This is a genomic window from Jannaschia sp. R86511, from assembly GCF_042466345.1.
In the GTDB taxonomy this organism is placed as follows: Bacteria; Actinomycetota; Actinomycetes; order Actinomycetales; family JBBAYJ01; genus Aquipuribacter.
Genome location: NZ_JAXHCD010000001.1, coordinates 2,297,223 through 2,323,236, shown reverse-complemented (window position 1 = coordinate 2,323,236; position 26,014 = coordinate 2,297,223). Strand labels below are relative to the sequence as shown.

The window sequence follows — 26,014 nt, the reverse complement described above, 5'->3', positions numbered from 1 at the left end:
AGCGTACGGGGGCCGCTGTGGCACGCTGGCAACATGTCCGACATAAGGTTCAGCAAGCCCTGGTCCGCTCCCGGCGAGCTGGACAACCTCACCCGGGCGCTCGCCTCGGGGCACCTGCACGGGGACGGCCCCTTCACCGCCGCCGCCTCGCAGCGGCTGCGGGACCTGACCGGCACGGGCAAGGCGCTGCTGACCTCGTCCTGCACGCACGCCCTGGAGCTGGCCGGCCTGCTGCTGGACCTGCAGCCGGGCGACGAGGTCGTCGTGCCCAGCTTCACGTTCTCCTCCACCGCCGCCGCCGTGGCGATCCGGGGCGCGACCCCGGTGTTCGTCGACGTCGACCCGCTGACGCTCAACGTCGACCCGGCGCAGGTCGCCGCCGCCGTCACCGACCGGACCCGGGCGGTGTACGTCGTGCACTACGGCGGCGTGGCGGTCGACGTGCCCGCCGTCCGGGCCGCGGCCGGGGACGACGTGGTCGTGGTGGAGGACAACGCCCACGGGCTGGGCGCCAGCGTCGACGGGCGGCTGCTCGGCAGCCTCGCCCCGCTGGCCGCGCAGAGCTTCCACGACACCAAGAACGTCCAGTGCGGCGAGGGCGGCGCCCTGCTGGTCAACGACGAGCGGTTCGCCGAGCGGGCGGAGATCATCCGCGAGAAGGGCACCAACCGGGTCAAGTTCCTGCGTGGTCAGGTGGACAAGTACACCTGGGTCGACGTCGGCTCCAGCTACCTGCCGAGCGAGCTGCAGGCCGCGCTCCTGCTGGCCCAGCTGGACGCCTTCGACAGCATCCAGGCGCTGCGCCACCGGGTCTGGGACGGCTACGCCGAGGCGCTGCCGGGCTGGGCCGCCGACAACGGCGTCCGGCTCATGCACGTGCCCGACGGCGTCAAGCACCCGGCCCACCTGTTCTACCTGCAGATGCCCAGCCACGAGGACCAGGGCGGGCTCATCTCGGCGCTCAAGGCCGACGGCGTCACGGCGACCTTCCACTACCAGCCGCTGCACTCCTCGCCGGCCGGCCGCGCGCTGGGCCGCACCGGTGCCGCGGGCTGTCCGGTCACCGACCGTGCCGCCGAGACGCTGGTCCGCCTGCCGCTGCACCCCGGAATGACGGAGGCGGACGTGCAGCGCGTGGTCGACCTGGTCACCTCCTACCGGACGGTCGCCGCGGTGCCCGCCCGGGCCGTCCTGACGTGAGCTGGGAGGGGCTCGCGGGCGGGGGGACCACCCTGTCCGCCAGCCCGGCCGAGTCCGCCCGGTTCGGCCTGACGGTGGAACGGCTCACCGTGGGGGTGGCCGCTCCGGCCGGGCCCGGGCGGGCCGAGGACGTGGCGGCGCTGCTGGACGCGTCGGAGGCCGACGTGGTCGTGGTGCGCCTGCCCGCCGACGCGGCCGACCTGGCCGCCGCCGTGGCCACGGGGCCGCGGACGGCCCTGCCCGCCGGGACGCTCGTCTACTGGGAGCACGTGGCCGGGCGAGGGGCCCCGGGCCCGGCTGCGCGCGAGGACGTCGAGGTGCTCGCCGGCTCGCAGCTGGACCCGGCCACGGCCGCCGACCTGCCCGGCACGGTCGAGGCCGTCGTGACCGCGTCGTTCACCGGTTACGGCAACCACTACAGCGTCGACCCCCTGATGCCCGACGACCTGGCCCTGGCCGGGTACGTGGAGTGGGCGCAGGCCTCCGTGGCCCAGGGCGGCGACGACGTGCACCTGCTGCGCCACGCGGGCCGCGTGGCGGGTCTCGCGACCACCAGCCGGGGTTCGGCCCCCTCGACCGACGGGCGCCCGGGCGAGCACCTGGAGATCCTGCTGGCCGGGCTGGTGCCCGGCTCGCAGGGCCAGGGCCTGTACGGGCACCTGCTGCAGGGCGTGCTCGACCGGGCGGTGGACGCCGGCCTCGGGCGGGTGGTGATCTCCACGCAGGCGCACAACACCCGGGTGCAGCGGGCCTGGGCCCGGGCCGGCTTCGAGCCGTTCGCCGCGGTGGAGACGGTCCACTGCGTGGCACCGGGCCTGCTGCCCGCGCGCCGGTAGGCTCGCCGACCATGCGAGGGATCATCCTGGCCGGGGGGACCGGCAGCAGGCTCTACCCGGCGACGCTGGCCGCGAGCAAGCAGCTGATGCCCGTCTACGACAAGCCGATGATCTACTACCCGCTGTCGACGCTCATGCTGGCCGGCATCCGCGAGGTCCTGGTCATCACCACCCCCCACGAGCAGGCGCAGTTCCGCAACCTGCTCGGTGACGGGTCGCGGCTGGGCATCTCGATCAGCTACGCGGCCCAGCCCGCCCCCGAGGGCCTGGCCCAGGCGTTCCTCATCGGCCGGGAGTTCATCGGCGGCGAGAAGGTCGCGCTCATCCTCGGCGACAACATCTTCTACGGCAGCGGCCTGGGCGGGGCGCTGAAGTCGCGCACCGACGTCGAGGGCGGGCACGTCTTCGCCTACCACGCCAAGGACCCGCGGGCCTACGCCGTGGTCGACTTCTCGCCCGACGGCACGGTGCGCTCCATCGTGGAGAAGCCCGAGCAGCCGGCCACCAGCTTCGCGGTCCCGGGTCTGTACTTCTACGACAACGACGTCGTCGAGATCGCGTCCCAGGTCCGGCCCAGCGCCCGGGGCGAGCTGGAGATCACCGCCGTCAACCAGGCCTACCTGGACCGGGGCACGCTGAGCGTCACGGTGCTCGACCGCGGCACGGCCTGGCTGGACACCGGCACGTTCGCCGACCTGCGCCACGCGGCGGAGTTCGTCCACGTCGTCGAGGCGCGGCAGGGCTACAAGATCGGCTGCATCGAGGAGATCGCCTGGCGCGAGGGCTGGGTCTCCGACACCGAGCTGGAGGCGCTCGCCGAGCCGCTGGCCAAGAGCGGCTACGGCGAGTACCTGCTGCAGGTGCTGCGCGAGGAGCGACGGACCTGACCCCGGCCCGCGGGCCGGGGTCAGGTCCGCGGGGTCAGGGCCGCGTGGGTCAGGGACGTGTGGGCCGCAGGTCGACCACGCTGTCCCAGCCCGGGGTCCACGACCCCAGCCACAGCGTGGCGGGCGACTGACCGGCCCCCGGCAGGTCGCTGATCACGGCGCGACCGGTCCGGTCGTCGTACGTGAGGACCTCGGCCAGGTTCGTGCCGTCCGCCTCCACCGGGACCACGTGGTCCCAGCCCTTCGACCAGCCCGCCAGCCACAGGGTGCGCGTCGACCCGCCCGTCTCCAGGTCGGACAGCACGGCCCGCCCCGTGTCGGGCCGGTAGGTGAGGACCTCGCTGCCGGGGCTGCCGTCGCCCTCGAGCGCGGCCACCGTGCGCCAGCCGGGCGACCAGGACCGCATCCAGACCGTGCTGGAGGACCCGCCGCCGACCGGCAGGTCGGACAGCACCGCGCGCCCGCTGACCGAGCGGTAGGTCAGCACCTCCGAGCCCGCGTCACCGTCGCCCTCGGCCGCGATGATGGTGTCCCAGCCGGGTGACCACGAGGCCTGCCACAGCGTGGCCGACGACGAGCCGGCCGTGGGCAGGTCGGACAGCACGGCCCGCCCCGTGCCGGAGCGGTAGGTCAGCACCTCGCTGCCCGCCGTGCCGTCGCCCTCGACCGCGATCACGGTGTCCCAGCCGGGTGACCAGGTGGCGGTCCACAGCTGGCTGGGGGTGCCGGCCTCGCCGACGGCGCTGAGGGTGGCCGCGCCCGTCCCCCGGTCGTAGGTGAGCACACCGTCCCGCCCGTCGGGCAGGTCGACCGAGACCACGTCGTCCAGGCCGCGGGGCCAGGTGCCCCCGGCCAGGTAGGTCGCGGCGCCCCCCGGCTGCACCCGGGAGACCACCCGACGACCCGTCTGCTGGTCGTAGGTCAGCACGTCGGAGGCTCGCGCCCCCTGGACGTCGAACAGGGTGCTCTTGAGCCCGAGGGCCGTCCGGGCCTGCTCGCCGCTGACGTCGACGGTGCCCGCCGAGCCCACCACGCGCAGCTCGGCGACCCGCCCCCCGAACGGACCGGCGCCCTCGTCGCGCAGCACCCTCATCGACCGCAGGTCGCCGATCCGGGGCCAGGCCCGCTCGACGGTCGCGGCCGGGACGGTCTGCGTCCAGCGGTGGTTGGCGTTGCGCGGGTCACGCCCGTCGAAGTCGTCGGCGCGGGAGGGACCGTCGCCGCCGGCGGTCCAGCCGCCGTTGCTCGAGCTGAACTCCGTCCGCACCACCGTCGTGCCCACCTGCAGCACCCGCTCGGCGGTCGCGTCGACCGCCGCCCGCACGCGGGTGCTCTCGTACGCGGTGACCGACCCACCCGCGGAGGTCAGCGAGGTGCCGCGGTAGACCTGGCAGGTCGTGGTGGGGCGCACGTCGAAGTGCGTGGCCCCTGCGGAGCAGTTCGACCAGGCGTAGGACCGGGCGGCCACGGCCTGCGCCTGCAGGGCGGCCGGCTCGAACCAGGACGGCATCTCCGCGGCGACCACGCTGTAGAGGTACTGCTCCCGGGGCAGGGTGTTCACCACGTCGAGCCGGTTGCCCGACACGGGCACCAGGGTCATCGAGCCGCGGTAGCGCTGCACCGCCCCCCCGGACAGCCGCAGGCCGAGCTGCTGGGGCGAGGTGAGCAGCACCGAGCCGGTCACCCCGGTCGCCGGGAAGCCCGCGACGTCGAGTACCTGCCAGCCGGACCCCGAGCGGACCTGCACCTGCGTCCGCCCGGTGCTCGTCCGCGCGAACCGGACGCCGTCGCCGGACACGCCGGCGGTGGCCCCGGAGGTGACGTGGCGCAGCTGCGCCCCGCCCGACACGGCCAGCTCGGCCGTGCTCAGCGCCACCCCGACCTGGACCCGGATGTCGGCACGCGGCCGCACGGCCTGCGTCGTCCCCGGATAGTAGAAGGCCAGGGTGTCGGCGGCGCTGCGGCCGGCCAGCGCGCGCCCCTGGGCGCCCCACTGGCTCATGCCCCGGCCGTGCCCCCAGCCGCCGCCCTCGAGCACGACGTCCGTGGTCGCTGCCGCGGCGGGCGCCGCGGCCGGACCGACGAGGCCGGCCGCGGCCAGGCCCAGGGCCACGGCCAGCAGCACCGAGCGGGTGGACGAGCGACGAGCCATCCGGGCCATCGTCAGCATCACCCTCAACCGATCGTTCGCGGCCGACCAGCCCTGTCGAGGTCGGTGGTGACCATGCGCCCCGAGGAGGCGTTGTAGGTCAGGACCTCGTCACCGGCGGTGCCGTCGACCGACACCACCATAATGTCCGTCCACCCCGGTGACCAGGACGAGATGGTCATGGTGGAGGTCCGCCCGGTGGAGCCCAGGTCCGACAGCACCATGCGCCCGTTCGAGCTCTTGTAGGTCAGCAGCTCCGAGCGGCTGGTCGTGTCGACCTCGAGCGGCCGCACGACGTCCCAGCCCGGCGAGAACGCCGACTCCGACAGCGTGCGGGAGAAGCGGTTGCCGGACACGCCCAGCACCAGGTGGCGCCCGGTGGAGCGGTTGTAGACAGACATGGCCGACCCCGGCTTGCCCCCGACGGTCATGCCCGACAGGTGCGTCCAGCTCCTCGACCACTGGCTCTGGGTCAGCGTCCGGGTCAGCTTGCGGCCCAGGTCGATCTCGATCACGAGCTGGCGACCGGTGGAGCGGTTGTAGACGACCAGCTCGGAGCGGGTCGTCCCGTCGGTCTCGACGGCGACCACGTCGGTCCAGCCCGCCGACCACTGGGTCGTCAGCAGGGTCGGGGTGCTGCCGTCGGCCCGGACGTCCAGGACGACGACCCGACCGGTGCTGCGGTCGTAGGCCACGACCTCGGTGCCGGAGGAGCCGTCGACCTCGGCCTCGACCAGGTGGGTCCAGCCCTTCGACCAGGTGGACCGGGTCTTGGGGTCCAGCAGGGCGTTGCCGCGCTGGCCGAAGACGAACCTCGCCCCGTTGCCGCGGTCGTAGGTCAGCAGGTCGGTGCGGGGGGCACCGGGGTAGCGCACCGGCGTGACGAGGTTGCCCTTCATGTCACCGACCGTCCACAGCGCGGCCGTGGAGCGGATGGTGCCCAGCCGGGCGCGCAGGTTGGTGCCGGGGCACGCGGTGTAGCCGACGTCGCTGTGGGCGAAGATCGCGTCCTGCGTGACGGAGCGGCCGCTCGGGTAGCGGGAGGTGCCGCCACCGGCCGAGGTCAGGGTGACCTTGGCCGTCGCGGACGCACCGTGCACGCCCAGCTTCCAGCCGATGATGCGCCCGATGGCGCTGACCATGGCGGTCGGGGCCGACGCGGTCTGGTAGTTGCCCAGCGCCGCGACCCCGAAGGTCCGGTCGTTGAAGCCGCCGCTGTGGGCGCCCCGGACCGCACGGTCCATGCCGCCGTAGCGGCCCTCGTAGACCTTGCCGTACTTGTCGACGAGGAAGTTGTAGCCGATGTCGCACCAGCCCAGGCTGCCCGTGTGGTAGGCGTAGATGCCCCGGACCACCGCGGCCCCCTGGGACGCCGAGTAGGTGTTGCTGCCGGCGGTGTGGTGCACCCCGGCCGCGACCACGCGGGAGGAGTACGACGGGTTGCAGCGGCGCTGGGACTCCACGGCGCCCCACTGGGCGCGGGTGACCACGGCGGGCCGGGCGATGCTCGCGTCGGCCGCGCTCAGCGGCGCGTCCGAGGTCTCGACGGCGTCGGCGGGCGAGGTGCCGGGGTCGATGACCACGGCGCTGAGGTCGTCGGGGACCTCGCCGTCGGCCTGCACCCGCACCTGCACGGCGTCGGCGGTGTCGGTCACGAGCGGCTCGGTGCTGATGACGTCGGCCGCCAGGGCGGCCTCCTCGGTGCCGTCGTCGGGCCCGGCGTCGTTGAGCTCGAGCAGGACCCAGTCCGACCAGCCGTCGCCCTCCCGGACCCGCACCTCGACGCGGACGTCGGTGCCGGCCTCGGCGTCGGCGTCCCAGGTCACCCCGACCATCGAGAAGTCCTGGTCGGCCTCGACCACGTCGGTCAGCAGCCGGCCCTCGGCCGGCGGCGCGAACAGCCCGGGGGCGGACGGCGCCACGGACGGCTCGGCCGGGGCCTCGTCCGCCGCGTCCTGCTCGGCCGGGACGTCCGCGGGGGCCTCGTCCTCCGGGGCCTGGGCGGGCGTCTCGGCGGGCGTGGACGCCACCGGCACCGACGCGACAGGCTCCGGCTCGGCCGGCTTCCCGTCCGGGGACGCGTCGGCGGTCGGCTCGACCGGGGCGGTCGCGCCCTCGGCCGGGCCGGCCACGGCCGCGGCCGCGCCGGTCAGCGCCAGGGTCTGGACCACGGGCTCGACCGGGGTGGCCTCGACCCCCGGCGGCGTCACGACGTCGAACATCAGGCCCGCCCCCACCATCGAGACGGTTGCGGTCACTGCTACGGCACGTCGGGCAAAGCTCATGAACATCCTCGGCAGATACGGCGCGGCCTGGGCGACGGGGGCGAGCGGTGGGGCAATTGTCCGAATCGTCACACAGGTCACACGGTCACGTACAGGTACCGGCCCACCCCGTTACGTGACCTACTGTCGGCGCCTCCCGCCGTCCGCTTGAGCGCCCGGGGGGCATCGGTGGCTCAGCCCCTGAGGACCTGGCGCCCCATCACCAGCCGCTGGATCTGGTTCGTGCCCTCGTAGATCTGGGTGATCTTGGCGTCGCGCATCATCCGCTCCACCGGGTGGTCGCTGACGTACCCCGCCCCGCCCAGCAGCTGCACCGCGTCGGTGGTGACGGCCATCGCGACGTCGGACGCGAAGCACTTGGCCGCGGCACCGAAGAACGTCAGGTCGGCGTCGCCGCGCTCGCTCCTGGCGGCGGCCACGTAGACCAGCTGGCGGGCGGCCTCCAGCTGCATGGCCATGTCGGCGAGCATGAACTGGATCCCCTGGAACTCCGCGACGGCCCGACCGAACTGCTTGCGCTCCTTGACGTAGTCGCGGGCGTAGTCCAAGGCCCCCTGGGCGATGCCGACGGCCTGGGCGCCGATGGTGATGCGGGTGTGGTCCAGGGTCCGCAGGGCGATCTTGAGGCCCTCACCGGGCTCGCCGACCATCCGGTCACCGGGGATCCGGCAGCGCTCGAAGACCATCTCGCGGGTCGGCGAGCCCTTGATCCCGAGCTTCTTCTCCTTGGCGCCGAAGGTCAGACCCTCGTCGCCCTTCTCCACGACGAACGCGCTGATGCCCTTGCTGCCGGCGTCCGGGTCGGTGACGGCCATGACGGTGTAGAACTCGCTGACCCCGGCGTTGGTGATCCAGGACTTCTGCCCGTCCAGCACCCAGTCGTCGCCGTCGGGGCGGGCCCGGGTGCGCATGGACGCGGTGTCGGAGCCCGCCTCGCGCTCGCTCAGGCCGTAGCTGAAGCCCTCGCCGGCGGCCAGGCGCGGCAGGTACCGGGCCTTGATGTCGTCGGACCCGCCGAGCAGGACGGGCATCGAGCCCAGCTTGTTGACGGCCGGGATCAGGGAGCTCGAGGCGCACACGCGGGCGACCTCCTCGATGACCAGGCAGACCTCCAGCGCGCCCGCGCCGACCCCGTCGTACTGCTCGGGCACGTGCGGGGCGTGGAAGTCGGCCGCGACCAGCGCGTCGTTGGCCTCCTGCGGGAACCGGGCGTCCCGGTCCACCTCGGCGGCGAAGGGGGCGATCTTGTCGGTGGCCACCGCGCGGACCGCCTCGACGAGGTCGCGCTGGTCGTCGGTCAGGGCGAAGGCGTCGTTGCTCACGCCCGGGATGCTACGCCGTGGTCACGCGGTCGTTACCGGTCGGTAACCCGCCGACGCCGACCGACCGTCGCCCGGTCGTGTGAGGTCCGTCTCAGCGTGGTCTCACCGTGGTCTCACCCGGGGCGCCGTCGCCGGTCCGGCTGGACGGTAGCGTCCTCGCTCGTGCGTATCTCTGTGATCGGATGTGGCTACCTCGGCGCCGTCCACGCCGCCTGCATGGCCGAGCTCGGCCACGACGTGGTCGGGGTCGACGTCGACGAGGCCAAGGTGGCGCTGCTGCGCGACGGCAAGGCGCCGTTCTACGAGCCCGGGCTGCCCGAGCTGCTGGCCAAGGTCATGCCGACGGGGCGGCTGCGCTTCACCACGGACATGTCCGAGGTGGCCGGCGCGCAGGTCCACTTCGTGTGCGTCGGCACCCCGCAGCGCAAGGGCGAGTACGCCGCGGACCTGCGCTACGTCGACGCCGCCGTCGACTCTCTCGCCCCGCACCTCACCGGCACCGCGGACGCCCCGGCCCTGGTCGTCGGCAAGTCGACGGTCCCGGTCGGCACCGCGGCGCGGCTGGCCGAGCGGGTGGCCGAGCTGGCCCCCGCGGACGTCACCACGGTGCTGGCCTGGAACCCGGAGTTCCTGCGCGAGGGCTTCGCGGTCAAGGACACGCTCACCCCCGACCGCTTCGTCTACGGCCTGCCCGAGGGCGAGGCCGGCGCGACCGCCAAGGCGCTGCTGGACGAGGTGTACGCCACCCCCCTGGGCACCGGCACGCCGCTGGTCACGACGGACTACGCGACGGCCGAGCTGGTCAAGGTCGCGGCGAACTCGTTCCTGGCCACCAAGATCTCGTTCATCAACGCCATGGCCGAGGTGTGCGAGAAGGTCGACGCCGACGTGGTCGCCCTGGCCGACGCGATCGGCCACGACGCCCGGATCGGGCGCAAGTTCCTCAACGCCGGGGTCGGCTTCGGCGGCGGCTGCCTGCCCAAGGACATCCGGGCGTTCATGGCCCGGGCGGGCGAGCTCGGCGCGGACCAGGCCCTGACGTTCCTGCGCGAGGTCGACGACATCAACATGCGTCGTCGGCAGCGCATGGTCGAGATGACCCGCGAGGTGTGCGAGGGCTCGCTGCTCGGCCGCCGGGTCGCGGTGCTCGGCGCGGCCTTCAAGCCCAACAGCGACGACATCCGCGACTCCCCCGCGCTGAGCGTGTCGGCGCAGCTGCGGCTGCAGGGCGCGCACGTCACCGTCTTCGACCCCGAGGCGATGGACAACGCCCGCCGCGCCTGGCCCGACCTGCGCTTCGGCGAGGACGTCGCCGAGACCATCGAGGGCGCCGACGTGGTGCTGATGCTGACCGAGTGGGAGCAGTTCCTGGCCCTGGACCCGGAGGAGACCGGCCGGCAGGTCCGCAACCGGCGCATCCTGGACGGGCGCAACGCGCTGGACCCCGCGGCCTGGCGCGCGGCGGGCTGGACCTACCGCGCCATGGGCCGGCCCCGGGCCTGAGCGCCCGTCCGGCCTGAGCGACTCGCGCGGGCCGACGGCCCCAGCACCCGCCGGGGCGCTCTACCGTGTCCTGGTGCCCGACTCGCCATACCGTGACGACGACCCGACGCGCCAGATGCGGCGCCCGGCGCCGTTGCGCTCTCCCTTGACCGGCCGCCCGGCGGCACCGCGGCTCGGCCGCCCCGCCGACGCGGCCCCGGTCGCCCCGGCGGTCGACGAGACCCGGGTGATGCGGCGGCCCGCCCCGGCGGCGACCCGGCCGCAGCCGGCCGCGCGCTCCAGCGCCGAGGACTCGTACACGCCCGGCCGCGGCGCGGGAGCGCCGTCGGGCCCCGGGCGCGGGCGCTCCGGCGGCGAGCAGGGCCCGCCCCGCGGGCGCGGCGGGTCCCCGACCGCGGGCGGTCCCCGCCCGGCCCGGCGGCGCCGCCGCGGCCGCGGGGTCCTGGCGGTGGTGCTGGTGCTCGTGGCCCTGCTGGTGGCCTACCCGCTGGCGCTGGGCTGGACCGCCTGGAGCAACGTGGGCAAGATCCCCGGCCTGGACACCGCGGGCGGCACCCCGGGGACGACGTTCCTGCTGGTCGGCAGCGACTCCCGCGCCGAGGAGACCGACGACGAGGGCCGCACCACGACGGACACCACCGGCAGCCGCACCGACACCATCCTGCTGCTGCACACGCCGTCCGGCGGCGGGCCGACCGTCATGGTCAGCCTGCCGCGCGACAGCTACGTCGAGGTGCCGGGCAGCGGCATGAACAAGTTCAACGCCTCCTACGCCATCGGCGGGCCCGAGCTGCTCGTCGACACCGTGGAGGCCGCGACCGGCCTGGGGGTGGACGGCTACGTCGAGACCGGCTTCGGAGGCTTCTCGTCCATCGTCGACGCCCTGGGCGGCGTCGAGGTCGACCTGCCGGAGGCCATCGAGGACTCCTTCGCCGACATCGACCTGCCCGCGGGGCCCCAGGTGCTCGACGGCCAGGACGCACTGGGCCTGGTGCGCACCCGCAAGACCGACGCCACGGGTGACCTGGCCCGGGTCCAGCGGCAGCGGCAGCTGCTCGGCGCCATCGTCGAGCGCACGGCCTCCCCCGCGGTCCTGCTCGACCCGCGGCGCTCCTTCCCCGCGGCCGAGGCCGGCGGTCAGGCCCTGACGGTCGACGAGGGCTCGGGCCCCACGGGCCTGGTCCGGTTCCTGCTGGCCATGCGTGCGGTGACGGCCTCGGACGGGGTGCAGCTGACCGTGCCGGTCAGCGACCCCAACCTGTCGACGTCGGTCGGTTCGGCGGTGGAGTGGGACGCGGAGCGCTCGGAGCAGCTGTGGGCCGCCCTGCGCGAGGACGACACGGCCGCGGTCGCGGACCTCGTCGACACCTGGACCGCCGAGCTCGAGGGCTGACCCGACGCGGGCCGCTCAGGCCTCGCGGTCCCGCCGCACCTGCTCCCGGAGCCGGGTGCCCTTGTCGACCGCGGTGGCCCGCAGCCCCTCGGCGTGCTCGGTCAGGGCGCGGCGGAGCCGGGCGGCCTCCGGGCCCTCGCCGGCCGCCAGCACCCGGACCGCCAGCAGGCCCGCGTTGCGCGCCGCGCCGACCCCGACGGTGGCCACGGGCACCCCGGCCGGCATCTGCACGATCGACAGCAGCGAGTCCAGCCCGTCCAGGTGCGCCAGCGGGACCGGGACGCCGATCACCGGCAGCGCGGTGACCGAGGCCAGCATGCCCGGCAGGTGGGCCGCTCCCCCGGCGCCGGCCACGACGACCCGCAGCCCGCGCCCGGCGGCCTCGGCCCCCCAGGCGACCATGTCGTGCGGCATCCGGTGGGCGGAGACGACGTCGACCTCGTGGGCGACCCCGAACTCGGTGAGGGCGTCGGCGGCGGCCGACATGACGCGCCAGTCGGAGTCCGACCCCATGACCAGCCCGACCACGGGGGTGCTGTCGCTCATGACGTGATCGTCCCGCAGATGTAGCCCGCCGCGTGCCGGGCGCGCTCCAGCAGGTCGTCCAGGTCGTCGCCGTGGACGGTCACGTGGCCCACCTTGCGACCCGGCCGGACCGCCTTGCCGTACAGGTGGACCTTGACGCCGGGGTCGTGGGCCATGACGTGCAGGTACGAGGCGTACAGGTCCGGGTGGTCCCCACCCAGCACGTTGACCATCACCGTCCACGGCGCCCGGGCCCGGACGTCACCCAGCGGCAGGTCCAGCACGGCCCGCAGGTGCTGCTCGAACTGGCTGGTCGTCGAGCCGTCGATGGTCCAGTGCCCCGAGTTGTGCGGCCGCATGGCCAGCTCGTTGACCACGAACCGGGGCGTGCCGCCCGGTACGGCCACCTCGAAGCCCTCCACGGCCATCACGCCCGTGACGTCCAGCGCCCCGGCGATGGTCGCGGCCGTCGTCGCGGCCGCGCCGGCCAGGTCCTCGTCCAGCCCGGGCGCGGGGGCGACCACCTCACGGCAGACCCCGTCCACCTGCAGCGTCTGGGCCACCGGCCACAGCGCGACCTGGCCGGACGGGCTGCGGGCCACCAGCACCGCCAGCTCGCGGACGAACGGGACCAGCTCCTCGGCCAGCAGCGGCGTCCCGCCGGCGCGGTCGAACCAGGCCGCCGCGGTCGCCCAGCGGTCCTCGACCCCTTCGTCGGCGCCGTCGCCGTCACTGCTGGTGCTGCCGCTGCCGCTGCCGACGACCAGGACGCCCTTGCCGTCGTAGCCACCGCGGGGGGTCTTGAGCACCGCCCGCCCGCCGTGCTCGGCGGCGAACGCGCGCAGCGCCGCGACGTCGTGGACCTCCGCCCAGGCGGGCACGGGCAGGCCCAGGTCGGTCAGCGCCCGGCGCATGTGCAGCTTGTCCTGCGCGTGCCGCAGGGCCGCCGGTGCGGGCCGGACCACGGCCCCGTCGGCCACCATCCGCTGCAGGGCCTCCTGCGGGACGTGCTCGTGGTCGAAGGTGACGACGTCGGACGCGCCCGCCAGGTCCAGCAGCGCGGTCAGGTCGTCGTGGCGGCCGGGGCGGCTCGGGGCCACGGCGCACGCGCTGTCGTCGGGGTCGGCCGCCAGCACGAGCAGCCTCACCCCCAGCCCGACCGCGGGGGGTGCCATCATCCGGGCGAGCTGCCCGCCTCCGACGACGCCGACCGTGGGGAAGCCGAGTGCGGACACATCCGCACCATATCGCCGTGCCGTACCGTTCGCCTCAGCCCGTCGTCCTCCCAGGAGCAGTCCGTGACCCCCAGCACCCCGGCCCCCGGGCCCCGGCGCGGCCTCGTCGGCCGGCTCCGTGACCTCATGGCCCTCGTCGTGCGCGAGGCGCTCAAGTTCGGCGTGGTCGGCGCGGTCGCGTTCGTCGTCGACACGGGCCTGTTCAACCTGCTGCTGCACGTGGGCGAGTCGCCCGTGCTGGAGGAGAAGCCGCTGACGGCCAAGGTGATCTCGGTCGCCGTGGCCACGCTGGTGGCCTGGCTGGGCAACCGCTACTGGACGTTCCGCCGCCGCCGGCGCTCGGCCGTGCCGCGCGAGCTGGTGCTGTTCGCGGTGGTCAACGTGGGCGGGCTGGCGCTGGCCCTGGTGCCCCTCGGGGTCTCGCGCTACGTGCTGGGCCTGGAGTCGGCGGTCGCCGACAACATCGCTGCGAACGTCGTCGGGCTGGCGCTCGGCACGATCTTCCGCTTCGTCATGTACCGCACCTACGTGTTCAACGAGGGTGTCGCCCACCCCCACCCCGGCGACGGCCCCGCCGACGCCCGGACCGACGGGTCTCAGAACGACGCGGAGCCGGCGTCGCGCCACTGAGGCGGCCGCTTGGCCACGAACGCAGCGATCCCCTCGGCCCGGTCGGGACCGGCGACCACCCGCCGCCAGGCCGCGTCCTCGACCTCCAGCGCGTCCGCCAGCGGCAGCGACCAGCCCGCCCGCATGGCCGCCTTGGCCTCGCGGACGGCCGAGGGTGAGCGCTGCGCGACCGTGCGCGCCAGCTCCAGCGCCGCCTCGGTGGCGGTGCCCGCCGCGACCAGCCGGTCCAGCAGCCCCATCCGGTAGGCCTCCTCGGCCTCGACCCGACGGCCCGTGAGCACCAGGTCGGCCGCGCGGCCCGAACCCAGCCGGCGGGTGGCCAGCTGGGTGCCCCCGCCGCCCGGGAGCAGGCCGACGCCGACCTCGGGCAGGCCGACGACGGCCGTCGCGTCGCCGACGAGCAGGTCGCACGACAGCGCCAGCTCGCAGCCGCCGCCCAGCGCGTAGCCCGCGACGGCCGCCACCACGGGCACGGGCAGGTCCAGCACGCCGCGGTAGCAGGCGCGGTTGGTGGCCCGGGCCTGCAGCAGGTCCTCGGTGCCGGCCCCGGCCCGCTCCTTCAGGTCGGCCCCGACGCAGAAGGCGTCCGACCGGCTGGAACGCAGCACCACGGCCCGCAGCCCCGGCCGGACGGCCAGCTCGGCGGTCGCGGTCGCGACCTGCTGCGCGAGCGCCCTCGAGATGGCGTTGCGCGCCTCCGGCCGGTCCAGGACCAGGGACACCACGTGCCCGTCCGCGTCCTCGTCGACGCACCGGACCCACTGCTCGTTCACTGCTGCCTCCATCTGCTCGTCGGTCGTCCCGACCGTGCTCCTGCGGGTCGTTCCCATCCTCTGGTGCCGGTGCTGGTGCTTCCGGGGCCCGGTCAGCCGTGCTCGCCCGGTGCGTACCCGGTGCCGCCCTCGCGCCGGGTGGAGGACTCGACCGCGACCAGCGGGACGGTGCCGACGCCGCGGACGGGCCGGGTGCCCAGCGTGCGCAGCCGCAGGCCCTCCGTCCCCGTCAGGAACGCAGCGGTCGAGGCGTCGGTGAGCACCTCGCCGGCACCCGCCAGCCGTGACACGCGTGCGGCCAGGTTGACGGTGGTGCCGAACAGGTCCCCGAGCCGTGCCACCACCTGGCCGTGGGCGAAGCCGACCCGGACGCCGGGCACCAGCGCGTCGTCGGCGAAGGCCGTGGTCAGGTCCAACGCGGTCAGGGCCGCGTCGGCCGGGCTGCGGGCGGAGAACATCACCTCGTCGCCGACGGTCTTGATGATGCGCCCGCCGTGGTCGGCCACCGCGTCCCCGGCCACGTCGCCGAAGCGTCGCACCAGGTCGGCGAGCTCGGGCTCGTCCAGGCTCTGCACCACCTGGGTCCAGCCGACCACGTCGGCGAAGCCCACCGCCCGCTCGAACACCTCGCCGGCGGGCACGAGCACCCGGTCCACGGCGTCGTCCAGCAGCCGGCGCCAGACGAGGACCACCAGGGCCTCCAGGTTCGGCGCCGCGCGCCGCAGCAGGTCCACCGTGGCGGCCCGGTCGCCGGCGACGCGCTCGGCGACCGTCTCCACCTGCCAGGTGGCGAGCCGGTCCATCGACCGGCCCACGGCCCGGCTCAGGTCCAGGACGGTCTGCTCGTCGAGCACGCCGTCGCGCACCAGGCCCGAGGCCAGCCGCAGGGCCTGCAGCTCGGCGTCGCCGACCGCCGGCAGGTCCTCGGAGTCCGCGTAGCCCAGGGCCCGGAACAGCTTGCGCGCGCTCAGCTGCGACACCCCGGCCGCCCGGGCGGCCTCGCGCGGGGTGAGCCGTCCCGCGGCGGGCGCGGGGTCGAACGGGCTGCTCGGCGGCAGCCCGTCGGGGCCGGCCGCCGTCACCGGACGTGCTCCACGTCGCCCGCCGACACCCGGACCGGGCCCACCGGCCCGCGCAGCACCAGGGCGCCGTCCTCGGCCACGTCGACCGCCTCGCCCGTGACGTCCCCGGACGGGGTCGTCACCCGCACCCGACGACCCAGCGTCGAGCAGGCCTCGCGGTACTCCTGCCGCAGCCGGCCCGCGTCCGCGTCCGCCGCCCGGTCCCAGCGATCGAGTCGTCCCCGTAGGGCCCCGGCCAGCACGGGCGCCACGGCATCGAGGTCCGGACCGTCCCCGTCCCGGCGACCCGGCAGCAGGTCCGTGAGCGCCGCGGCCCGCACGCCCGGACCGGTCGCGGCCGGACGCAGGTTGACGCCGACCCCGGCCACCGCCTGGGGTCCTGCCGGGCCCGGGGCGACCTCCAGCAGGATGCCGGCGAGCTTGGCCAGGCCGGTGAGGGCCCCGTCGGGGGTGCCCTCGCCGGGGCCGGTCGCGGGGTCGTCAGGGCCGGGACTGACCGGCACGACCACGTCGTTGGGCCACTTGAGCCGGGCGGCGTCCACGCCCAGCTGCGCCAGCGCGTCCAGCACGCCGAGGCCGACGACCATGGGCAGCCAGGTCCACGCGGTCCGGGGCGGCACCGGTCGCCACAGCACCGACATCGCCAGCGACGCCCCCGGCGGGCTCTGCCAGGAGCGGCCCAGCCGGCCGCGCCCGGCGGTCTGCGCCCGGGCCACCAGGACCGTGGGCCCCTGCTCCCCCGCCGCGGCGCGGGCCACGAGGTCGGCGTTGGTCGAGCCGGTGGAGTCCACCACCTGCACCGGCCAGCCCATGGCGGCACGCTACCGGCCGCCTCCGCTGCTCCGGCCGGCCCACGGGTCGACCGGTCGCGGGCCGTCGTTCAGGGCGTGCGGCGGCGCAGGGTGAGCGACCCGCCCGCGAGCGCCGCCACGGTGAACCCGAGCACCACGGCGACCGGGCCGAGCGTCTGGGCCGCGCTCGCCCCGGCGGCCGTCAGGGTGGTGACCGCGTCCACGGCGTGGCTCAGCGGCAGCAGCGAGGACAGCTCGCGCAGCCCGGTCGGCAGGTCCTCCCGCGGCCGCAGCAGGCCGCAGAGCAGCAGCTGCGGCAGCACGAACGCCGGCATGAACTGCACCGCCTGCAGCTCGGTGGTGGCGAAAGCGCTGGCCAGCAGGCCCAGCGCGGTGCCGAGCACCGCGACCAGCACGGCCACGCCGAGCAGTGCCGGCAGCGACCCCTCGACGTCGAGCCCCACGGCCAGGGCCACCGCGGTAGCGGCCGCGGCCTGCACGGCGGCGAGCAGGCCGAAGGCGAGCGCGTATCCGCCGATGAGCGCGCCCCGGCTCAGCGGCGTGGTCAGCAGCCGCTCCAGCGTGCCGCTCTGCCGCTCGCGCAGCGTGGTCAGGCTCGTCACCAGGAACATCACCGTGAACGGGAAGAGCGCGAGCATCGGTGCACCGACCCGGTCGAACACGGGTGTCCCGGAGTAGACCCAGGCCATCAGGGCCACCAGGGCCGCCGGGACGACGACCACCAGCCCCACCGTGCGCGGGTCGTGGCGCACCTGGCGCAGCACCCGCACCGCCGTGGCGCGCATCAGAGCGCCCCGACCAGGGCCAGGAACGCCGTCTCGACGTCGGCCGCGCCCGTGCGTTCCCGCAGCCCGGCGGGGCTGTCCTGCGCGACGACCCGCCCCGCCCGCAGCAGGACCAGGTCGTCGCACCGGTCGGCCTCGTCCATGACGTGGCTGGAGACCAGCAGCGTGGTGCCGGCCGCGGCCAGCCGGTGGAACAGCTGCCACAGCTCACGCCGCAGGACGGGGTCGAGGCCGACGGTGGGCTCGTCGAGGACCAGCAGCTCCGGGCCGGGCAGCAGCGCCGCGCCCAGCCCGACCCGGGAGCGCTGGCCCCCGGAAAGCCGCGCGGTGAGCGAGCCGGCCTGCGCCTGCAGGTCGACCTCCGCCAGGGTGCGCTCCACCGCCGTGGCCGCCCGACGCCGGTCGAGCCCGGCGACCGCGGCCGCGTACAGCAGGTTCTGCCGCACCGTCAGGTCGGGGTAAACGCTGGCCCCCTGCGTGACGTAGCCGACGCGGCGCCGCAGCTCCGGGTCACCGGCCGGTCGGCCCAGGACGCGCAGCGTGCCCGTGACCCGCTGCTGCACCCCGACCACGGCCCGCATGAGCGTGGTCTTGCCGCACCCGCTCGGCCCCAGCAGCCCCACGACCGACCCGGCCGGCACCCGCAGCGACACCGCGTCCAGCACCCGGGCCCCACCGCGTTCGACGCCGAGGTCGGCCACCTCCACCGCCCAGTCATTCACCATGTGATGAATATCGACCTGGTGAGGCTGCCGGTCAAGGGTCGTGCGGGCGTGTCACCCGTCGGGGGCGACGTCGGGGGGAGGTTCCGTGGGTTCCGGCAGGGGGTCGAACAGGTACCGGTGAACGGTGGGCGCCACGTCGGCCACGACCTGGGACACCGGGGCACCGGCCAGCGGCTCGATGGCGACCACGTACCGCGCCACGCCCAGCCCGACCACCTGCGAGGCCACCAGCGAGGCGCGACGGTGGGGCTGGTCGACGCCGAACCCTTCGGCGATCGGGAGCAGCAGCTGGGCGAGGACGAACTCCCGCAGCGTCCGGCGCGTGAGCTCGGAGCCGGTCAGGGCCGCGAGCAGAGCGACCAGCCGTCGCCGGGCCGCCAGCTCCCCCCACACCGACAGCAGCGTGAGCACCAGCTGCTCCGCGGCGCCCTCCCGTCCGGCGGCGAGCACGCGGGCCACGACGTCGGCCGGGCGGGCCGGCAGGCCCACGACCGCGACGAACAGGTCCTCCTTGCCGTCGAAGTAGTGGTGGACCAGCGCCGGGTCGACCCCCGCCCGCCGCGCGATGCCCCGCAGCGACGCGCCGTGGAACCCCTTCTCGCCGAACTCCTCCCCGGCGGCGGCGACGATCTCCGCGCGGGTGTCCGAACCGTCCGTGCGTCGCCCGCGCCGTCCGGGCGCCCTGCTGCTCACGCCCCGATGGTCCCAGCCCTCGCTAGGCTCCGTCCTCGTGCAGCGCGACGAAGCCACCACCACGGTCCCGACCACGGGTCCGGACACCGGTGCGACCACCGGGGACCCGGACATCCACACCACGGCGGGCAAGCTCGCCGACCTGCGGCGACGCACGGAGGAGGCGACCCACGCCGGCTCGGCCCGGGCGGTGGACAAGCAGCACGCCAAGGGCAAGAAGACGGCCCGCGAGCGCATCGACGCCCTGCTGGACCCGGGCTCGTTCACCGAGCTGGACGAGCTGGCGCGGCACCGCAGCACCACCTTCGGAATGGAGGCCAACCGGCCCTACGGCGACGGCGTGGTCACCGGCTACGGCACGGTCGACGGGCGTCAGGTGTGCGTGTTCGCCCAGGACTTCACCGTGTTCGGCGGCAGCCTCGGCCAGGTCTTCGGCGAGAAGATCGTCAAGGTCATGGACCTGGCCGCCCGGGTCGGCTGCCCCGTCGTCGGCATCAACGACTCCGGCGGCGCCCGGATCCAGGAGGGCGTCGTCGCGCTGGGCCTGTACGCCGAGATCTTCCGCCGCAACGTCCACGCCTCGGGCGTCGTGCCCCAGATCAGCCTGGTGCTCGGCCCGTGCGCCGGCGGGGCGGTCTACTCCCCCGCCATCACCGACTTCACCGTCATGGTCGACCAGACCTCGCACATGTTCATCACCGGCCCGGACGTGATCAAGACCGTCACGGGTGAGGACGTCGGCATGGAGGAGCTGGGGGGCGCGCGCACCCACAACAGCCGCTCCGGCAACGCCCACTACATGGGCACCGACGAGGACGACGCGATCGAGTACGTCAAGGACCTGCTGTCGTTCCTGCCGGCCAACAACCTCGAGACCCCGCCGGTGGCCGAGCCGGCCGACGACCCCGCCGCGACGGAGCGTCGCGACGAGGACCTGGTGCTCGACACGCTGGTGCCGGACTCGGCCAACCAGCCCTACGACATGCACACGGTCATCGAGACGGTGGTCGACGACGGGCACTTCCTGGAGACGCAGCCGCTGTTCGCCCCCAACATCCTGTGCGGCTTCGCCCGGGTCGACGGGCACCCGGTCGGCATCGTCGCCAACCAGCCGATGCAGCTGGCCGGCACGCTGGACATCGACGCCAGCGAGAAGGCGGCCCGGTTCGTGCGCACCTGCGACGCGTTCAACGTGCCGGTGCTGACCTTCGTCGACGTGCCCGGGTTCCTGCCCGGCACCGACCAGGAGTGGAACGGCATCATCCGCCGCGGCGCCAAGCTGCTGTACGCCTACGCCGAGGCCACGGTGCCGCTGCTTACCGTCATCACGCGCAAGGCCTACGGCGGGGCGTACTGCGTCATGGGCTCCAAGCACCTGGGTGCGGACCTCAACCTGGCCTGGCCCACGGCGCAGATCGCGGTGATGGGCGCGCAGGGCGCGGCCAACATCCTCTACCGCAACGTGCTGGCCGAGGCTGCGGCGAACGGCGAGGACGTCGACGCCGTCCGGGCGCAGAAGATCACCGAGTACGAGGACACCCTGGCCAACCCCTACGTCGCGGCCGAGCGGGGCTACGTGGACGCCGTGGTCGAGCCGTCGGCGACCCGGGTCGAGATCACGAAGGCGCTGCGGCTGCTGCGCACCAAGCGCGAGACCCTGCCCCCCAAGAAGCACGGCAACATCCCGCTGTGACGGTCCGCGCCGGACGTCGACGGGGCCTTCGGGACGCCCTCGGGCACTACAGGCACCCCCAGCGACGTTGGTTCGTCGTGCTGGGAGGATCGGTCGCGTGAGTGCGCTCAGGGGGATCCCCGCGGAACCACCGACGCCGTTGACGGAGTCCGTCCGGGACTCCACCGGCCTGCTCGACGTGCCGGCGGCCGAGGCCGTCGTCGCGGACGTCGCGGACGAGGCCGGCGTCGACCTGTACGTCGTGTTCGTGGACGACTTCGACGGCATGGAGCCCGAGGCCTGGGTCCTGGAGACCGGCGAGCTGTCCGGCCTCGGCCCCTCGGACGCCGTGATGGCGGTCCAGCCGGTGGGCGAGCAGGGTGAGCGCGGGTTCTGGTTCGAGCCGCCGGGGAACATCAGCGTGGCCGAGGTCCAGGACGTCACGGATGCGGCGCGCGCGTCGCTGTCGGACGAGGACTGGAACGGTGCGGTGGAGGCGGCGGGCGACCAGCTCATCGAGGTGGTGCAGGCCGACGGCGGCACCGCGGGCGGCACGGTCCAGCAGGACAGCGACAGCGACAGCGACGGAGGTAGCGGGTTGGGCACCATCCTGGTGTTCGTGGTCATCGGCGTCATCGGGCTGGTGGTGATCCTCGGCCTGCTGGCCGTGGCCAACCGGCGCAAGCCGGCCCTGCCGGCGCACGTGGTGGCCGAGCGCCGGGGGCAGACCGGCTGGGAGACCCTGCCGACGCCCGAGCTCGAGCAACGGGCCGGCTCGGCCCTGCTGGCCGGCGACGAGGCGCTGCGCGAGTCCGAGCAGGAGCTCGCCTTCGCCCGCGCGCAGTTCGGCGAGGACGGCACCGAGGAGTTCCAGCAGGCGCTGGCCACCGCCAAGGCGTCGCTGACGCAGGCGTTCGAGGCCCGTCACCAGCTGGACGAGCGCCTGACCGCCGGCGAGGTGCCGGAGGTCGAGCGGCGCCGTCTGCTCGTCACGGTGCTGAGCCGCACGCAGGAGGCCGACGAGGCCCTGCAGTCGCAGGCGGAGTCCATGACCCGGCTGCGTGACCTCGAGCGCTCCCTGCCCACCCTGCTGCCCGCCCTCGGCACCCGGACCGGCACGGTCCGCAGCCGCATCGACGCCGCCGAGCGCACGTTGGTGGGGCTGTCGACCGGCTACGCCGCGGCCGCCGTGGAGCCGGTGCGCGACAACGTCCGCCACGCCCGCGAGCTCGTCGACTTCGCCGAGCAGCGGCTGGTGCAGGCGCGCGAGCAGATCGACGCGGGCACCGCCGGCGAGGGGGCGCTGGCCGCCCACGAGGCGGAGGCCGCCCTGGCCCGCGCCGAGGACCAGGCGCAGGCCGTGCAGGACATCGAGCGCCACATCCACGAGGCCGTCGTCCAGCTGCCCGGTGCGGCCGCCGACCTGCGCGCCGACCTGGCCCAGGCCGACGCCGTGCTGGCCCGCGGCGGCAACGACGACCTCGCCGGTGCGGCCGGTCGGGCCCGGGCCGCCGTGGCCGAGGCCGAGGCCCACCTCGCGGCCGGTCAGGGCGGTGACCCGCTGGGCGTGCTGCGCCGGGTCGAGGCCGCCGACGCCGGCCTCGACAAGGCGCTGGAGGCCACGTCCGAGGCGGGCCGGACCCGGGCCCAGGCCGCGGCCGCGCTGCAGCACGCCGTCGCCGCGGCCCGCGCGGACGTCGAGGAGGTCGAGCGGTTCATCGCCACGCGCCGCGGGGCGGTCGGCAACGGCCCGCGCACGCGCGCCGCGCACGCCCGGAACCTGCTGACCACGGCCGAGCAGCAGGGCGGCAGCGACCCGGTGGCCGCGCTGCAGGCCGCCCGCGCCGCGGACGCCGAGGCCGACCAGGCCCTGCTGGACGCCCGCCGCGAGGTCGACCGGTACTCCGACCCCGACGACGACTACCGCGGCCCGTTCACCGGCGGCCAGCGCCGCCAGGGCGGGGTCGACGTCGGCACCATGGCCCTGGGCGTCCTGCTCGGCAGCGTGCTGGGCGGGGGCGGCGGCGGGGGCGGCGGCTCCTGGGGAGGGGGCGGTGGCGGCTTCGGCGGCGGCGGCTTCGGCGGGGGCTTCGGCGGCGGCGGGTTCGGCGACGGCGGCGGCTTCGGCGGCGACTTCTAGGCGCAGCAGGCCGGAACCGGAACGGGTACGGCAGGTCCAGTCACACCAACGGAGGAGAGCACATGTCCCAGCAGTCCATCTTCGGTCGCATCGCCCAGCTGGCCCGGGCCAACATCAACTCGGCCATCGACAACGCCGAGGACCCGCAGAAGATGCTCGACCAGATGATCCGCGACTACACCGCGAACATCACCGAGGCCGAGCAGGCGGTGGCCCAGACCATCGGCAACCTGCGGCTCATGGAGGCCGACCGGGACGAGGACGCTGCGGCCGCGCGCGACTGGGGCAGCAAGGCGATCGCCGCCAGCGGCCGCGCCGACCAGCTGCGCACCCAGGGCAACGCGTCCGAGGCCGACCGCCTGGACAACCTGGCCAAGATCGCCATCGAGCGCCAGATCAAGGCCGAGGGCGACGCGTCCGGCCTGTCCACCCAGATCACCTCCCAGCAGGCCGTGGTCGACAAGCTGCGCACCGGCCTGGAGGGCATGAAGGGCAAGCTCACCGAGCTCAAGTCCAAGCGCGACCAGCTGGTGTCGCGGCAGAAGATCGCCTCGGCGCAGAACCAGATGCACGACTCGATCAAGAGCATCAACCTGGCCGACCCGACCAGCGAGCTGAGCCGCTTCGAGGACAAGATCCGGCGCGAGGAGGCCCGCGCGCTGGGCAACGCCGAGCTGGCCGCGTCCAGCCTGGACAACCAGTTCGCCGAGCTCGAGGACGCCGGCACCACCATCGAGGTCGAGTCCCGGCTCGCCGCGCTCAAGTCCGGCCAGCCCCCGGCCGGGGCGTGAGCGAGCCCACCGGCCCGACCGAGGTGCCGCCGCCCGTGGTCCAGGTCGTCTCCGGACGACCCGACGACCGCGAGCTGGCGGCGCTGGTCACCGTGCTGCTCTCCCGGGCCGGCGCCGCGCAGGCCGCCGGCCCGGGGGGCGGGGCCCGCGCCCCAGGGCTTCTGGGGCGCCCCGGCGACGCTGGTCAGGGGCGGCGGCGGACGGCCCGCGGGCTGGGGCGGGGCGTCGGCTACGTTGCGCGGGTGAGTGACCCGACCCGCCGCCCGACGCCCGTCGACATCCTCGCCGAGGAGCTCCTGGACGCCCAGGCCGCCCTCGACCCGGAGTCCGCCACCCAGTCCGGGCTCGCCGGGCACGACCACCGGCTGACCGACCACTCCGTGACCGGGGTGGCCGAGCGGACGGGCCTGTACCGCGACGTGCTGCGCCGGCTGGAGGGCATCGAGCCCACGGACGCGACCGACGTGGTCACCGCGGACGTCGTCCGCGAGCGCGCGCAGGTGCAGGTCCGGATGGGCGAGACCGGTGAGCACGCCCGCGCCCTGGACGTGCTCGGCTCCCCCGTGCAGGGCATCCGCGAGGTCTTCGACCTGATGCCCACCGCCGACGAGGCGGACTGGGCGGTCCTCGCCGAGCGGCTGCGGGCCGTGCCCGAGGCCGTGACCGGCTACCTGTCCGCGCTGCGGGACTCCGCCGCGCAGGGCCGGCCCGCCGCCCGCCGCCAGGTGCTGGCCTGCGCGGCGCAGTGCGACGACAACGTCGGCCCCGACGGGTTCTTCCTGGCCACCGCCACCCGGGCCCGCGTCGCCCCGGGGCCGGGGGCGGAGCCGCTGCCGGAGGAGCTGCTGGACGAGCTGGACGAGGCCGCCCTCGGAGCGTCCGGCGCCTACGCGGAGCTGGCCGACGCGCTCCGCTCCGACCTGCTGGCCGCGGCCACCGACGCGGACGCCGTGGGCGAGGAGCGGTACGCCCTGCGGCTGCAGTACTACCTGGGCGCCGAGGTCGACCTGCGCGAGACCTACGCCTGGGGGATCTCCGAGGTCGAGCGACTGCGAGCCGAGGGGGCCGCGGTGGCCCGCCGGCTGGGCGCCACCGGGATCGACGAGGCCGTCGAGCTGCTCGAGCACGACCCCGCCCGGCTCGTCCACGGCGCGGAGGCCTTCCGCGACTGGATGCAGGCGACCTCGGACGAGGCCGTCACCGCCCTCGCGGGGACCCACTTCGACGTGCCGGACGCCATCCGCACGCTGGACTGCCGGATCGCCCCGACCAGCACCGGCGTCGTGTACTACACCGCCCCCAGCGAGGACCTGAGCCGCGCCGGGTCGATGTGGTGGTCGGTGCCCAAGGGGATGACCTCGTTCAGCACCTGGCAGCAGCGCACGACCGTCTACCACGAGGGCGTCCCGGGCCACCACCTCCAGCTCGGCCAGACCGTGCTCCGGGCGGACACGCTGAACCGCTACCGCCGCCTGGGCGTGTGGGTGTCGGGCCACGGCGAGGGCTGGGCGCTGTACGCCGAGCAGCTGATGGCCGAGCTGGGGTTCCTCGACGACCCGGGCGACCGGCTGGGACTGGTGGCCTCGCAGCTGCTGCGCTCGGTGCGCGTCGTGCTCGACATCGGCGTCCACTGCGGCTTCGAGGCGCCGGCGGCCGCTGGCGGCGGGGCCTGGACCTACGACAAGGCGTGGGCCTACCTGACGGGCAACGTGCCGGAGCCCGAGGCGACGCTGCGCTTCGAGCTGGACCGCTACCTGGGCCACCCGGGTCAGGCCCCGTCGTACAAGGTCGGCGAGCGCACGTGGCTGCAGCTGCGCGAGGAGGCCCGGGCCCGCGAGGGTGCCGCCTTCGACCTGCCCGCGTGGCACCGTCGCGCGCTCGACCTGGGCTCGGTGGGCCTGGACACGCTGCGCCGGGCGCTGGCATGAGCCCCGCCCCCGCGCTGCTGCTGGCCTCGCGCTCCCCCGCCCGTCTGACGACCCTGCGCTCGGCGGGCGTCCGACCGCAGGTCAGGGTCAGCGAGGTCGACGAGGACGCCGTGGTCGCGGCGTACGGCGTCAGCGACCCGTCCGAGGTCGCGCTGCTGCTGGCCCGGGCCAAGGCCGAGGACGTCGCCCGGCACGTCGAGGACGTCCTGGTCCTGGGCTGCGACTCGGTGCTCGACCTCGACGGGGTCGCCCACGGCCGGCCGCGCGACGCGGCGGACGCCGTCGAGCGGTGGCGCGCGATGCGCGGGCGCAGCGGGGTGCTGCGGACGGGGCACTGGCTCGTCGACACCCGCACGGCCGGGAACGGGGGCACCGGGGCCAGCGTGGGCGAGCTGAGCAGCACCGGGGTCCGCTTCGCCGACCTCGACGACCACGAGGTCGCCGCCTACGTCGCCACGGGCGAGCCGCTGCAGGTGGCGGGCGCGTTCACCCTGGACGGGCTGGGCGGCGCCTTCGTCGAGGGCGTCGAGGGCGACCCCCACGCCGTGGTCGGCGTGGGCCTGCCCACGCTGCGCCGGCTGCTGGGCCAGGTGGGCGTCCGGTGGAGCGACCTGTGGCAGGTCGCCGACCAGGACTAAGGTCCTGGCC

The 26,014-nt window shown here is 75.1% G+C and carries 22 protein-coding genes; 11 read left to right on the top strand and 11 right to left on the bottom strand.

Annotated elements, in window-relative coordinates; all coding sequences use genetic code 11:
* Positions 1-33 precede the first annotated feature (33 nt).
* From rffA to rfbA, 3 genes are read left to right on the top strand one after another with little or no spacing between them, the layout of a single operon-like run.
* A complete protein-coding gene (gene rffA / locus SJY06_RS10940) occupies positions 34-1,200 on the top strand; it encodes a dTDP-4-amino-4,6-dideoxygalactose transaminase (protein ID WP_380167454.1) in 1,167 nt (388 codons plus the stop codon).
* Positions 1,197-2,036, top strand: a complete 840-nt coding sequence (locus SJY06_RS10935; protein ID WP_380167452.1) for a GNAT family N-acetyltransferase — start codon at positions 1,197-1,199, stop codon at positions 2,034-2,036. The genes rffA and SJY06_RS10935 overlap by 4 nt, the downstream gene beginning before the upstream one ends.
* Positions 2,037-2,047: 11 nt before the next feature.
* Positions 2,048-2,923: a glucose-1-phosphate thymidylyltransferase RfbA gene (rfbA, locus tag SJY06_RS10930; protein WP_380167450.1), complete on the top strand. Its 876-nt coding sequence runs from the start codon at positions 2,048-2,050 to the stop codon at positions 2,921-2,923.
* 49 nt (positions 2,924-2,972) lie between these two features.
* Here rfbA and SJY06_RS10925 read toward each other — a convergent pair whose 3' ends face one another.
* The 3 genes from SJY06_RS10925 to SJY06_RS10915 form a co-directional block, all read right to left on the bottom strand.
* The gene (locus tag SJY06_RS10925; RefSeq protein ID WP_380167448.1) at positions 2,973-5,075 is read right to left on the bottom strand and encodes a SpoIID/LytB domain-containing protein; all 2,103 of its coding nucleotides are present in this window, start codon (positions 5,073-5,075) and stop codon (positions 2,973-2,975) included.
* Positions 5,076-5,098: 23 nt separating this feature from the next.
* A complete protein-coding gene (locus tag SJY06_RS10920) occupies positions 5,099-7,330 on the bottom strand; it encodes an N-acetylmuramoyl-L-alanine amidase (protein WP_380167446.1) in 2,232 nt (743 codons plus the stop codon).
* Between the two features lie 200 nt (positions 7,331-7,530).
* A complete protein-coding gene (locus SJY06_RS10915; protein ID WP_380167444.1) occupies positions 7,531-8,679 on the bottom strand; it encodes an acyl-CoA dehydrogenase family protein in 1,149 nt (382 codons plus the stop codon).
* 162 nt (positions 8,680-8,841) lie between these two features.
* Between SJY06_RS10915 and SJY06_RS10910 the strand changes: the two genes are divergently transcribed.
* Both SJY06_RS10910 and SJY06_RS10905 read left to right on the top strand, forming a co-directional pair.
* Entirely contained in the window at positions 8,842-10,182 is a 1,341-nt protein-coding gene (locus SJY06_RS10910) for a UDP-glucose dehydrogenase family protein (protein WP_380167442.1), read from the top strand.
* Between the two features lie 73 nt (positions 10,183-10,255).
* A complete protein-coding gene (locus tag SJY06_RS10905) occupies positions 10,256-11,575 on the top strand; it encodes an LCP family protein (protein ID WP_380167440.1) in 1,320 nt (439 codons plus the stop codon).
* A 15-nt stretch (positions 11,576-11,590) separates the two neighbouring features.
* On the opposite strand, the gene purE is transcribed toward SJY06_RS10905, so the two are convergent.
* Both purE and SJY06_RS10895 read right to left on the bottom strand, forming a co-directional pair.
* Positions 11,591-12,121 (bottom strand): 5-(carboxyamino)imidazole ribonucleotide mutase, encoded by a 531-nt coding sequence (gene purE / locus SJY06_RS10900; RefSeq protein ID WP_380167438.1) that lies wholly within the window; start codon positions 12,119-12,121, stop codon positions 11,591-11,593.
* On the bottom strand, positions 12,118-13,335 hold the full coding sequence (locus tag SJY06_RS10895) for a 5-(carboxyamino)imidazole ribonucleotide synthase (protein ID WP_380167436.1): 1,218 nt from the start codon (positions 13,333-13,335) through the stop codon (positions 12,118-12,120). The genes purE and SJY06_RS10895 overlap by 4 nt, the downstream gene beginning before the upstream one ends.
* A gap of 63 nt (positions 13,336-13,398) precedes the next feature.
* On the opposite strand from SJY06_RS10895, the gene SJY06_RS10890 reads away from it, so the two are divergent.
* Entirely contained in the window at positions 13,399-13,965 is a 567-nt protein-coding gene (locus SJY06_RS10890; RefSeq protein ID WP_380167434.1) for a GtrA family protein, read from the top strand.
* Here SJY06_RS10890 and SJY06_RS10885 read toward each other — a convergent pair.
* The 6 genes from SJY06_RS10885 to SJY06_RS10860 form a co-directional block, all read right to left on the bottom strand.
* A complete protein-coding gene (locus SJY06_RS10885; protein WP_380167432.1) occupies positions 13,932-14,750 on the bottom strand; it encodes an enoyl-CoA hydratase/isomerase family protein in 819 nt (272 codons plus the stop codon). The two genes, SJY06_RS10890 and SJY06_RS10885, sit on opposite strands and share 34 nt — an antisense overlap.
* 80 nt (positions 14,751-14,830) lie before the next feature.
* Entirely contained in the window at positions 14,831-15,820 is a 990-nt protein-coding gene (locus SJY06_RS10880) for an adenylate/guanylate cyclase domain-containing protein (protein WP_380167430.1), read from the bottom strand.
* Positions 15,817-16,632: a biotin--[acetyl-CoA-carboxylase] ligase gene (locus SJY06_RS10875; protein ID WP_380167428.1), complete on the bottom strand. Its 816-nt coding sequence runs from the start codon at positions 16,630-16,632 to the stop codon at positions 15,817-15,819. Before SJY06_RS10875 ends, SJY06_RS10880 begins: the two co-directional genes overlap by 4 nt.
* Before the next feature lie 68 nt (positions 16,633-16,700).
* Positions 16,701-17,417, bottom strand: a complete 717-nt coding sequence (locus SJY06_RS10870) for an ABC transporter permease (RefSeq protein ID WP_380167426.1) — start codon at positions 17,415-17,417, stop codon at positions 16,701-16,703.
* Positions 17,417-18,142: an ABC transporter ATP-binding protein gene (locus tag SJY06_RS10865; protein WP_380167424.1), complete on the bottom strand. Its 726-nt coding sequence runs from the start codon at positions 18,140-18,142 to the stop codon at positions 17,417-17,419. The genes SJY06_RS10870 and SJY06_RS10865 overlap by 1 nt, the downstream gene beginning before the upstream one ends.
* A gap of 51 nt (positions 18,143-18,193) precedes the next feature.
* On the bottom strand, positions 18,194-18,835 hold the full coding sequence (locus SJY06_RS10860) for a TetR family transcriptional regulator (protein WP_380167422.1): 642 nt from the start codon (positions 18,833-18,835) through the stop codon (positions 18,194-18,196).
* Between the two features lie 112 nt (positions 18,836-18,947).
* On the opposite strand from SJY06_RS10860, the gene SJY06_RS10855 reads away from it, so the two are divergent.
* The 5 genes from SJY06_RS10855 (at position 18,948) to SJY06_RS10835 (ending at position 26,004) form a co-directional block, all read left to right on the top strand.
* The gene (locus SJY06_RS10855) at positions 18,948-20,528 is read left to right on the top strand and encodes an acyl-CoA carboxylase subunit beta (RefSeq protein WP_380169697.1); all 1,581 of its coding nucleotides are present in this window, start codon (positions 18,948-18,950) and stop codon (positions 20,526-20,528) included.
* A 97-nt stretch (positions 20,529-20,625) separates the two neighbouring features.
* Entirely contained in the window at positions 20,626-22,647 is a 2,022-nt protein-coding gene (locus SJY06_RS10850) for a TPM domain-containing protein (RefSeq protein ID WP_380167420.1), read from the top strand.
* Between the two features lie 62 nt (positions 22,648-22,709).
* Entirely contained in the window at positions 22,710-23,438 is a 729-nt protein-coding gene (locus SJY06_RS10845) for a PspA/IM30 family protein (protein WP_380167418.1), read from the top strand.
* A complete protein-coding gene (locus SJY06_RS10840; protein WP_380167416.1) occupies positions 23,435-25,366 on the top strand; it encodes a DUF885 domain-containing protein in 1,932 nt (643 codons plus the stop codon). Before SJY06_RS10845 ends, SJY06_RS10840 begins: the two co-directional genes overlap by 4 nt.
* On the top strand, positions 25,363-26,004 hold the full coding sequence (locus SJY06_RS10835; protein WP_380167414.1) for a Maf family protein: 642 nt from the start codon (positions 25,363-25,365) through the stop codon (positions 26,002-26,004). Before SJY06_RS10840 ends, SJY06_RS10835 begins: the two co-directional genes overlap by 4 nt.
* Positions 26,005-26,014 lie beyond the last annotated feature (10 nt).

What these genes read in the sequence shown, in the direction of transcription:
- SJY06_RS10870 (WP_380167426.1), bottom strand. Translation starts at nt 17,417, where the DNA reads ATGCGCGCCACGGCGGTGCGGGTGCTGCGCCAGGTGCGCCACGACCCG.
- SJY06_RS10865 (WP_380167424.1), bottom strand. Translation starts at nt 18,142, where the DNA reads ATGGTGAATGACTGGGCGGTGGAGGTGGCCGACCTCGGCGTCGAACGC.
- rffA (WP_380167454.1), top strand. Translation starts at nt 34, where the DNA reads ATGTCCGACATAAGGTTCAGCAAGCCCTGGTCCGCTCCCGGCGAGCTG.
- purE (WP_380167438.1), bottom strand. Translation starts at nt 12,121, where the DNA reads ATGAGCGACAGCACCCCCGTGGTCGGGCTGGTCATGGGGTCGGACTCC.
- SJY06_RS10875 (WP_380167428.1), bottom strand. Translation starts at nt 16,632, where the DNA reads ATGGGCTGGCCGGTGCAGGTGGTGGACTCCACCGGCTCGACCAACGCC.
- SJY06_RS10925 (WP_380167448.1), bottom strand. Translation starts at nt 5,075, where the DNA reads ATGGCTCGTCGCTCGTCCACCCGCTCGGTGCTGCTGGCCGTGGCCCTG.
- rfbA (WP_380167450.1), top strand. Translation starts at nt 2,048, where the DNA reads ATGCGAGGGATCATCCTGGCCGGGGGGACCGGCAGCAGGCTCTACCCG.
- SJY06_RS10835 (WP_380167414.1), top strand. Translation starts at nt 25,363, where the DNA reads ATGAGCCCCGCCCCCGCGCTGCTGCTGGCCTCGCGCTCCCCCGCCCGT.
- SJY06_RS10845 (WP_380167418.1), top strand. Translation starts at nt 22,710, where the DNA reads ATGTCCCAGCAGTCCATCTTCGGTCGCATCGCCCAGCTGGCCCGGGCC.
- SJY06_RS10885 (WP_380167432.1), bottom strand. Translation starts at nt 14,750, where the DNA reads ATGGAGGCAGCAGTGAACGAGCAGTGGGTCCGGTGCGTCGACGAGGAC.